The 10,191-nt window shown below is 37.1% G+C and carries 6 protein-coding genes and 1 pseudogene; all 7 read left to right on the top strand.

All coding sequences use genetic code 11. The features are described from left to right. A partial coding sequence (locus tag ACFIK1_RS01285; protein ID WP_375633888.1) for an ABC transporter substrate-binding protein occupies positions 1 to 900 on the top strand: 900 nt, incomplete at its 5' end. 376 nt (positions 901 to 1,276) lie between these two features. After that, a complete protein-coding gene (locus ACFIK1_RS01280; RefSeq protein ID WP_375633886.1) occupies positions 1,277 to 1,465 on the top strand; it encodes a hypothetical protein in 189 nt (62 codons plus the stop codon). Between the two features lie 359 nt (positions 1,466 to 1,824). After that, positions 1,825 to 3,456, top strand: coding sequence for an ABC transporter substrate-binding protein (locus tag ACFIK1_RS01275; protein WP_375634812.1), 1,632 nt, complete (start codon positions 1,825 to 1,827; stop codon positions 3,454 to 3,456). 899 nt (positions 3,457 to 4,355) lie between these two features. Next, the gene (locus ACFIK1_RS01270) at positions 4,356 to 5,987 is read left to right on the top strand and encodes an ABC transporter substrate-binding protein (protein ID WP_375633885.1); all 1,632 of its coding nucleotides are present in this window, start codon (positions 4,356 to 4,358) and stop codon (positions 5,985 to 5,987) included. Between the two features lie 213 nt (positions 5,988 to 6,200). Continuing rightward, a pseudogene (locus ACFIK1_RS09935) lies at positions 6,201 to 6,374 on the top strand (ABC transporter substrate-binding protein); the annotation flags it as partial. Positions 6,375 to 6,388: 14 nt separating this feature from the next. Next, a complete protein-coding gene (xseA, locus tag ACFIK1_RS01265; protein ID WP_375661900.1) occupies positions 6,389 to 7,819 on the top strand; it encodes an exodeoxyribonuclease VII large subunit in 1,431 nt (476 codons plus the stop codon). After that, a complete protein-coding gene (locus ACFIK1_RS01260; protein ID WP_375661899.1) occupies positions 7,797 to 8,423 on the top strand; it encodes a DNA-3-methyladenine glycosylase I in 627 nt (208 codons plus the stop codon). The genes xseA and ACFIK1_RS01260 overlap by 23 nt, the downstream gene beginning before the upstream one ends. Positions 8,424 to 10,191: the final 1,768 nt, after the last annotated feature.

Below are 10,191 nucleotides of genomic sequence, written 5' to 3'. Positions count from 1 at the left end.
AAGCAGATTTTAATTCGCCATGTTGCAGAGCCCGGAACACAACGTTTGTTGTTGCAAAAACATGATATTGATGTTGCTCGTGATTTGACCCCTGAAGATCTTGCAGATCTGCAAAAAACAACAGATGTTAAAATCGAAGAAGTGTTAGAGCCATCCATGATGTACTGGGGATTTAATATGACAAATCCTATTTTTGCTAAGGAAAAAGTACGTTTGGCGATGCGTTATCTCATAGATTATGAAGGTCTTGGCAAGAAGCTTCTCAAAGGTGTTGGTGTTCCACGGGCCAGTTTTGTTCCTCTTGGAAACTTTGGGGCTTTAGATGAAAAAGAAGGGCAACCCTTTACATTTGATATTGCAAAAGCCAAGCAGCTTTTAGCAGAAGCTGGTTATCCGAATGGATTTGAGGCAAATTTTCTCGTATCAAATGCTCCTTATAGGGTGTTACTTGCTCAGTCACTCCAAGATAGTGCCGCAAAGGCGGGGGTGCGTCTTAAAATTGAACGGATGGCCGGTACACAGTTGTTTTCTAAACTTTATGCACGGGCTTTTGATACGATTTTTGTCGGATGGAATAACGATTCTGCGGATCCTCATACCATGGCTTCACGTCTTGTTTATAATCCAGATAATCGGCTTGAGGCAAAAAACACCGCCTATCCTAGTTGGCAATATGGGTATTTGGATGAAACGATGAATCAAAAGGTTCAGGATGCATTGTTTCAAAAAGATCCACAAAAACGGGCACAACTCTATGCTGATTTACAACGTGAATTGATGCAAAAAGGACCTTATGCGTTTATCTTTCAGAAATATACTGTTATCGCGATGACGCCTGATATCAAAAAGTGGGTTTGGAATAGTGCGCCACATATTTTTTATAGTAAAATTGAAAAATAAGAGTGTCTTCAATGCTGTTCAATAGATAAAGGGCATCGTCATGATATATTTCGGCGTATTGTATAAATTTTAAGCTTTGCAATGCGTCGAAGATCATAGGTAATGCGTGATATATTGTTGAATGTCTTTTCAAGACATTCGTTTAAAGATATTTTTCATTCTCATTAGAGGTGTATTTATGTGGATACTAAGATTGAATATTTCAATTTCTCTGAATTAGAAAGTGGTCAATTTATTTGTTAAAAAACTGAGTATAACATAAAGAAACGAAGTGTAACAAATGTTGTGGAATTTAGTAGTGCTAAAGGTGCAAAGGGTTTGCGATGTTGAAGGAAAGTTTTGTTATGGGTGGGTAAACAAGGGATATCAGTTTTTTATGGCGTTTATATTTTCTTTTGCTTGGAAAGATGATGAGATGCCAATTGAAGGGTGCTGTTTTATGGGGAGTGATGAAAAAATTAAATTTCCTTTTGAAGAAGGAATAAAAGTCGTTGCATTTGGCAAACTAACGAATTTTCCTGTTTTATCAAATCGTCAAATTATTATGAAGGCTCTTTGTTATTAAGGCACTTGAGCCGAAAGGGGTAGTGCTTTGATGATATACAAAACACCGGAAAAAATAAGAGATAAGCTTGCTTAACAAGATAGAGAAAAAATATTGCTTTTATAGTCTTCAATAGTAGGCGTTATGATATCGTGAATAAGCTCTATTGTTGGTGAGCGTTCATTGTATATCAGAGTGTTTTTCTTTGTATGTTTTGGTTTGGCTTATAAGTGTAGGCAGGAGGAGCCATTGGCAAGAGGTGCTTGTTCTTAAAGATTTTAAAACTTGGTTTTTAGAAGCCTATAGTTTGTCTAAACTTAATTATTAAGCACGTTTTGCTGCATGGGGAATTTATACAATAACGTTAAAAGGAAAATTCTATGAACGTGAAAAGAAAAATATTGAAAAAGAGCAGTTCTTTTGTTTCTGTTGTTCTTGCAATGGGGATGTTTGTGCAACAAGTTTCAGCAAAAACACCTACTGATACCCTTGTAATGGCTTTGAATCTTGATTCAATTGAGACTTTTGATCCTGCGCAGATCAATGAACGTTATGGCAATGAAATTATTGCTAATATTTGTGATAACTTAATCGATTCCGCTACAGATGATGCAGCTAAAATAGCGCCTTCTTTGGCAAAGAGTTGGGATGTTTCAAATGAGGGTGGGGGTACAGTTATTACTTTTCATTTGCGTGATGATTTGAAGTTTAATGATGGTCGGCCTGCTGGTGCTCATGATCTTGTTTGGGGGATGAAGCGGGTTGTTAAATTGAAGTTGTCTGCAGCAGCTATATTTAACGAATATGGAATTACAGAACAAAATATTGATTCTACTCTTCAAGCCCCCGATGAGAAAACAGTGGTGATGAAATTTGATAAGCTTTATCCAGCAGAGATCATCCTTGGCCATATTCTTACTACTCGTGTTGCTGCTTTACTTGATCGTGAGACACTTATGAAACACGAACAAGATGGTGATATGGGAAATCGCTATTTGGCAAGTCACGCTGCTTGTGTTGGTCCTTATCAATTAGTCAACTGGCGTTCTGGAGAGGCGATTTTGTTGCGTGCAAGTTCCTATCATTGGGGAGAGGAAGCAAAATTGAAGCAGATTCTCATTCGTCATATTGCTGAGCCTGGAACACAACGTTTGTTGTTGGAAAAACACGATATTGATGTGGCACGTAATTTGATGCCTGAAGATATAACAGATCTCCAAGTAACAACAGATATTAAGATTGAAAAAGTGTTAGCTCCATCTGTGATAATGTGGGGGTTCAATACGACAAATCCTATTTTTGCCAATGAAAAGGTGCGTTTGGCAATGCGCTATCTGATCGATTATGACACTCTGGGAAAGACTCTTCTTAAAGATGTTGGTATTCCACGGGCAAGCTTTATTCCCATTGGTAATCTTGGAGCTTTGGATGAAAAAGAAGGGCAACCCTTTAAACTTGATCTTGAAAAAGCCAAGCAGCTTTTAACAGAAGCAGGTTATCCAAATGGTTTTAAAGCCAATATTTTTGCAGGGAAATCTCCTTATCCTTTTGCTTTACCTATTGCACAGTCTATCCAGGACAATGCAAAAAAAATAGGTGTGCACTTTAAGATTGAACATTTTGTAGGGACACAGTTGTTTTCCAAACTTTATGCACGTAGCTTTGATACAATTTTTATGGGATGGAATAACGATTCTGCAGATCCTTATACAATGGCTTCACGTCTCGTTTATAATCCGGATAATCGGTTTGAGGCTAAAAACACAGGCTATCCTAGTTGGTGCCACGGCTATTTGGATGAAGATATGAATAAGAAGGTTCAGGCAGCTCTGTTTCAAAAAGATCCACAGAAACGGGCACAAATGTACGCCGATTTACAGCGTGATTTTATGCAAAAAGGACCTTATGCGTTTATCTATCAGACATATAGTATTATTGCTATGACACCTGATGTTAAAAAATGGGTGTGGAATAGTGCACCACGTATTTTTTATAATGCCATTGAAAAATAAGCACGTTTAAAATGTTGTAATATACAACAGTGAATGTGATGATAATAACTTCGGTGTTTTGCATAGAGTTTAAAGCTTTGCAAAATATCGAAGTTTATCGGTAAAGTGCATTATAGAGTAACTCGAAGATACTCTTCTTTAGAGAGGGACTATGCATTTTTATAGAATAATTATACATAGATATTAAGATTGTAGATTTCAATCTTAAGTGAAGAAAAAAATAATAAATTTGCCGGTTAAAGAAATGGGCATACTGAATATGAGCAGAATTTAGTATTTTGTAGAAAAAGTGAGGGACCTTAAAATGTGCTATTGAGAAAAAAGTTAGTTATATGCAGGTGCGTTGGGGGAATATGGGATTATTGTGGAGCTGGTGCTTCAAATTATACCGCTTTTCCTTAAAAAATGATGAGATGCTGAGACTGCCCTTTAGTATGAGTCCTGGAAAGTCCAAATGTCCTTGTGAGGAAGGAGTGGAATGGCTATGGTTAGAAACTATACTTATGAGAATTGTCAAAATATCGAAGGATGAGTGAGCTTTTAAAGCAACTGAAGTTGGTTCTCTGAGAACTCTTTTGAGAAAATAGCAAAAAGACTTTTAAAGCAGAAGTCCTGTTTGATGCGATAAAAAAATCTTTGGCTTGTATGATCAAAGTTATTGGTGCTGTGACATCACCAACAGGCGCTGTCATTTGTGGTATTATTCATTGTTTATCAGATCATTTTTCGTTGTCTCTTTTGCTTTAGTTTACCAATATTGCTCAAGGGGTTGCTCCTGCTGTTTAAAGGGTTTGATATTTTATCTTTAGGAGGTGTGCTTTAAAAGCCTGATTTTTTTTATTTTTGCACGTTACTGTTGCAAGGAAAATTTATACAACAAACTTTAAAGAGATAAGTCTATGAATTTAAAAAGAAAGATATTTAAAAGGAGCAGTTGTTTTATTTCTGCTTTTATTACTTTTGGGATGTTTGTGCAGCAAGTTTCAGCAAAAACACCTGCTGATACCCTCGTGATGGCTTGGGATCTTGATGCGATCAGTAATTTTGATCCTGCGCAGCTCAATGACCGGTATGGAGCTGAAATTGTTATCAATGTTTGTGATAATTTGGTTGATTCTGCTAAAAATGATGGAGTTAAAATCGTTCCTTCTTTGGCAAAGAGTTGGGATGTTGTAAGCGATGATCAGAGTACGGTGATTACTTTTCATTTGCGCGATGATTTGAAGTTTAATGATGGTCGGTTTGCTGGTGCTCATGATCTTGTTTGGGGAATGAGGCGGGTTGTCAAATTGAAGCTATCTAATGCGGCAACTTTTAATGAATATGGTATCACAGAACAAAATGTTGATAAGGCTTTTCAAGCCCCCGATGAGAAAACAGTGGTGATGAAATTTGATAAACCTTATCCAGCAGAACTTATTCTGAGCAATATTTCTAGGAATCGTACTGTTGCTCTGCTTGATCGTGAGACACTTATGAAACACGAACAAGATGGTGATATGGGAAATCGCTATTTGGCAAGTCACGCTGCTTGTGTTGGTCCTTATCAGTTAGAAAGTTGGCGTCCTGGAGAAGGGATTTTGTTGCGTGCAAGTACCATTTATTGGGGAGAGGCACCCAAATTGAAGAAGATCTTAATTCGTCATATTGCTGAGCCTGGAACACAACGTTTGTTGTTGGAAAAACACGATATTGATGTGGCACGTAATTTAACGCCAGAGAATATAGCAGATCTCCAAAAAACAACAGATATTAAAATTGAAAAAGTGTTAGTTCCATCCCTGATAGTATGGGGGTTCAATACAACGAATCCTATTTTTGCCAATGAAAAGGTGCGTTTGGCAATGCGTTATTTGATCGATTATGACACTCTGGGAAAGACTCTTCTTAAAGATGTTGGCATTCCACGGGCAAGCTTTATTCCTCTTGGTAATTTTGGGGCTTTGGATGAAAAAGAAGGGCAACCCTTTAAACTTGATCTTGAAAAAGCCAAGCAGCTTTTAATAGAAGCGGGTTATCCAGATGGTTTTGAGGCCAATATTTTTGCAGGAAAATCTCCTTATCCTTTTGCTTTGCCTATTGCTCAGTCTATCCAGGATAATGCAAAAAAGATAGGTGTGCACTTTAAGATTGAACATTTTATCGGTACACAGTTGTTTTCCAAACTTTATGCACGTAGCTTTGATACAATTTTTATAGGATGGAATAATTCTTCTGCGGATCCTCATACAATGGCTTCACGTTTTATTTCAAATCCTGATAATCGGTTCGAGGCTAAAAATACAGGCTATCCTAGTTGGTGCCACGGCTATTTGGATGAAGATATGAATAAGAAGGTTCAGGCAGCTCTGTTTCAAAAAGATCCACAGAAACGGGCACAAATGTATGCTGATTTACAGCGTGAATTAATGCAAAAAGGACCTTATGCGTTTATCTATCAGACATATAATATTATTGCTATGACACCTGATGTAAAAAAATGGGTGTGGAATAGTGCACCACGTATTTTTTATAGTGCAATTGAAAAATAAGAAGGTATCAAGTTTATAAAATATAAAAAACATGATCATGATATATTTGATGTATTGCAAAGCTCTTTAACACTTTGCAATACGTTGAATTTTATCGGGAATGGATTACTATGTTGTATCGAGAATTTTATTTCAGGAATTCTTATGAAAGATGCGTTTGTGTGGATGTTAGGATTGAATATTTTAACTTCTATTGATACAATTTTCAGATGAAATAATGACTCTAGACATCCCCATACAACGGCTTCAAGTTTTTTTTACAACCCTGATAATCGATTTGAAATTAAAAATATAAGCTATTCTAGCCGGTGTTATGGGTATTTTGATGAAGCTATAAATCAAAAGTTTAAAGATGTGTTGTTTCAAAAAGATTCACAGAAACGGGCGTAAAGAATTGAAAAATGGTAAGTTTGTTTAGTGAAAAAACAGGTGTAACAAATGTGGCAGAATTCACTGTTTCCGAAATAGCAGGGGCTCTAAAGCGTGTTGTTGAAGAAAAGTTTGGTTATGTACGGGTGCGTGGGGAGATATCAGGGTACCGTGGTACTCATGCTTCGGGACATGCTTATTTTGCTTTAAAAGATGATAAGGCACGGTTGGAAGCTGTTATTTGGCGTGGAGTTATGGAAAAGCTCAAATTCCCTCCTGAAGAAGGGATGGAAGTAGTTGCTGTTGGTAAACTTACAACTTATCCAGGGTCATCGAAATATCAAATTGTCATTGAGGCTCTTGAACCAACGGGGGTTGGTGCTTTGATGACACTTCTTGAAAATCGTAAGAAAAAGTTTTTAGAAGAAGGCTTGTTTGATGAAGAAAAGAAAAAACCTTTGCCTTATATGCCTCGAATTTTAGGCGTTGTAACATCACCAACAGGTGCTGTTATTCGTGACATTATTCATCGTATATCCGATCGTTTTCCGTTGCATATTTTGGTTTGGCCTGTACGTGTTCAGGGGGAAACAAGTGGGAGGGAAGTGGCTGTTGCTGTTGAAGGTTTTAATGCTCTTGGTCCAGGTGGACTTATTCCAAAACCTGATCTTATTATTGTTGCACGGGGAGGGGGAAGTTTAGAAGATTTGTGGGGGTTTAATGACGAAGCTGTTGTTCGTGCTGTTTATGAATCTTCTCTTCCTGTTATTTCTGCTGTTGGGCATGAAACGGACTGGACCTTGATTGATTATGTGGCTGATTGGCGCGCTCCAACTCCTACCGCCGCAGCAGAACGGGCTGTTCCTGTTAAGCTTGATCTCGAGGTGCTGGTGGCATCGCTTGATGCACGTTTGCGCAAGGGACTCGCGCGTTATTTGGATTTTTATCGACAAAAATTGCGTGCTACTCTACGAGCTCTTCCGACTGCCGATCAACTTTTTGCTCTACCACGGCGTGGTTTGGATGAAACTTCAAGTCGATTGCAGCGTGCTCTTTGTGTAAGCTACGATAAAAAACGTTTTTCTTTTCATGCACTTGGTGTGCGTCTTTCACCGCGTTTGTTAAATAGTGAAAAAGCACAACGCAATACAAAGGAATATACGGCACGTCTTCAGCGTGCTTTTGTGCGTAGTGTGGAAAAACAACGTGCTGGGTTAGAGGTAGTATCTAGGCTTTTAAGAAGCACTTCATATCAGAATATTTTGGAGCGTGGTTTTGTTTTGGCTTTGGGGAAAGATCATAAGCCTATTAAACGGTTGGTTCAGTTTCCTGAAACAGGGCAAATAAATTTACGCTTTTTTGATGGAGATATCAGTGTTGCAACACAAGAACCTGTTTTTTCTAAACGGTCAAAACACAAGCAGATAAAGTCGCCAAGCGATGATCAAGGAACTCTCTTTTAATACGGTTAATGCCATGCTTGCGGAAGGTCTTCTTAAGGGAGTGGATGGAAAAGTTCGTTGCGCATGGGCTGGAACGGATCCACTTTATTGTGCTTATCATGATACCGAATGGGGAAAGCCTGTTTTTGAGGATATTCGTTTGTTTGAGAAAATTTGTCTTGAAGGTTTCCAAGCGGGGCTTTCTTGGTTTACAATTTTAAAAAAACGCTCTTTTTTTCGCGTTGCATTTGATCACTTTGACTTTGAAAAGATTGCTCATTATGATGGGCTAAAGGTGCAAATGTTAATGCAGAATAAAGACATTGTTCGCCATCAAGGAAAAATTCAATCAGTGCTTAATAATGCATTGAGAGCACAAGAAATTATAACAGAGTGGGGGAGTTTGTCCCACTATTTTTGGTCTTTTCAACCACCACAATCGGAGCGTTATGAAAAAATAGATTTTCAAACACTGTTAGCTAACCCTATGACGCCTGCTTCTTTTCGTCTTTCTCAAGACTTGAAGAAACGTGGTTGGACATTCGTTGGCCCCACAATTTGTTATGCTTTTATGCAGTCCGTAGGAATTGTTAATGATCATCTTGAAGGATGTTTTTGTCGATAAATTGGCAAACTTTCTTTTGTAAGAGTAATGATTAATAGGATAATAATTGAATTATTTAATAAATGTATAAATTATACAATTCCGCTGTATAAGATAATTGAAATATACAAACTATACAATATTAATGATTTTCTATTGTTGTTGGCACTAAAAACGATAAAGGTATAATTTTGAGGATGAAAAAACAGACGCAAAAAGGAGTGATATCTTAACTGTTATGTATCTGAAGTGAGATAATGGTAATGTCTTGTATGTTTTAAAGAAACATCTAGTTACACCAAAGCCCGTTTTGCGACGCAGCTCATGAATGCTATGACAGTAAATCCATCGTGCACTCCATCTTTACGCTTATGAAGGAGAAGATCGGCACCATCACACATTTACTAGCTCTCAATGTTGTCAACAGTCTTTAGCATTTGTAATGGTTCAGAAGAGGTGTTTTTATTTCCGTTAGTGACATGACCGTTATAATTAATGAATATTTTATTCATGTTTATTGACGAATGCAAAGTCGTTTTTAGATGGGGTGCTGTTGTTGCATTGTTTTACTTTGCTTGTATGACTGTTGGTTTATTTATATGTAGGTCGATTGCCCAATGCTTACCTAGGCAATATAAAATGAAATGCAGCGATGAAAAATTGAAGTTAAATGACTCAAGCTGCTTGTGTTAGGTTTTATTATCTGATAACTTTCTTTCACTAGAGAGGAATTTTGCTGCGTGTGAGCTCCAGTTTTGGGAGGATACTTAAGCTCAGACAGATTGGTATTCACTGCATTGCTTCGTTGAATCTCTGTATGTTTCCGCTGGAAACGAGAGTTTTGTTGCGGTATGTTGCTTTCTGTTCTATTTTTATAGTGGTAAAGCAATGATGCACACTAAAGTTTAGAAGGTTTTATATTCGTTATGTCTTTGGGGGGGGAGTGTCTAATAAATTTTGTTTTTATCAATGGGGGGGATGCATTTTAGTGTATATTCTTTTATTGTAAGCTTTATTTCTCAAAAGATAAAGCGTGGAAGGAATGATTCTTCTCATTTTTCCTTTATCTTTGTTAACGCGTTTGGTTTTGTTGGTAAAAACGTAAAACTTTTGACACTTAGGTTTCAAAAGATTAAGCAGATTTTTGTGGGGGGTAGCGTTTTAGAAAAGATATTTTCTTATGTCTTTCTGCTGTTTCAGTGCCGTCTTGGTCATGTAGTAAAGATGCGCCGCATCTTGAAGCTGAGTGTTTGAGGGGGATGACTATTTTTAAAGTTTGCATATTTTATTTTAAATGTCGCCTAAAGGAATAAAATAATGAATTCATAAATTTTTGCGTAATGATTTTTTTTAAGCTCACTATTTTTTTGGGCGACAAGGCTTATTGATGATTAATAGGGAACTGATATAGTGCATTATCATATGCAAAGAGATTATGAAAAGAATGTAATACTGGTTAGCAAAACATATATTGCATGTTCGCTATGGTTTATTGAGACGTAAGTCAATGAATTTATCAAGTAGATGACTCTGTGTAGGTGATTAGAAATATAGGCGATTAGAACGTATTTATTCAATGTTATAATTATAAATTTGCTATATTATTTCAGCGTCATTAATTGATAAAAATAAATAAAGGGAAAAGTTTATGAACTTGAAGAAAACAATATTGAAAAGTAGCAACTCTCTTGTTTCTGCTCTTATGGCATTGGCGATGGTTGCACAACAAGCTTCAGCAAAAACACCGGCTGATACCCTTGTGATGGCTTGGAATCTTGATGCAATTAGT

The organism is Bartonella sp. OC16QHHD, from assembly GCF_042194035.1.
GTDB lineage: Bacteria > Pseudomonadota > Alphaproteobacteria > Rhizobiales > Rhizobiaceae > Bartonella.
The sequence above is the reverse complement of the archived record's forward strand: the minus strand, read 5'-3'. Positions and strand labels throughout refer to the sequence as shown.

Bases quoted from the DNA above. Each gene is read 5' to 3' on its own strand.
- ACFIK1_RS01280 (WP_375633886.1), top strand. From the start codon at position 1,277: ATGGCGTTTATATTTTCTTTTGCTTGGAAAGATGATGAGATGCCAATT.
- ACFIK1_RS01275 (WP_375634812.1), top strand. From the start codon at position 1,825: ATGAACGTGAAAAGAAAAATATTGAAAAAGAGCAGTTCTTTTGTTTCT.
- ACFIK1_RS01270 (WP_375633885.1), top strand. From the start codon at position 4,356: ATGAATTTAAAAAGAAAGATATTTAAAAGGAGCAGTTGTTTTATTTCT.
- xseA (WP_375661900.1), top strand. From the start codon at position 6,389: ATGGTAAGTTTGTTTAGTGAAAAAACAGGTGTAACAAATGTGGCAGAA.
- ACFIK1_RS01260 (WP_375661899.1), top strand. From the start codon at position 7,797: ATGATCAAGGAACTCTCTTTTAATACGGTTAATGCCATGCTTGCGGAA.